Source organism: Pseudomonas sp. QLc11A (assembly GCF_052112305.1).
GTDB lineage: Bacteria > Pseudomonadota > Gammaproteobacteria > Pseudomonadales > Pseudomonadaceae > Aquipseudomonas > Aquipseudomonas laurylsulfatiphila.
In genome coordinates this window covers 1-321 of the sequence record NZ_JAVAJJ010000068.1, presented here as the reverse complement: position 1 = coordinate 321, position 321 = coordinate 1, and the positions used below count along the sequence as shown (strand labels likewise).

Below are 321 nucleotides of genomic sequence, written 5' to 3'. Positions count from 1 at the left end.
ACACGTTGAGCGGCGGTGAAGGTGATGACACGCTGAACGGCGGTAACGGCAACGACACATTGCTTGGCGACAACGGAGCCGACACGTTGGATGGTGGTAATGGCAACGACACGCTGAGAGGCGGTGTTGGCAATGACGTGCTGACAGGCGGCACGGATGGCAGTTTCGATCAGTTGAACGGCGATGACGGCGACGACCAGTTGATGTTGGCTCGGGGCTATGCGTCCGGCGGCAATGGTAACGACATCCTCGATGTGCGCACGGCGCTGGTCGGTGCTGCTGTGAACTTGAGCGGTGACGCGGGCAGCGACATCTACCGCG

1 protein-coding gene is annotated in these 321 nt (G+C 61.1%); it reads left to right on the top strand.

Features of this window, described 5'->3' with window-relative positions; genetic code table 11:
• The coding region (locus Q8X48_RS29920) for a calcium-binding protein (protein WP_407802677.1) at positions 1–321 on the top strand (321 nt) is incomplete at both ends.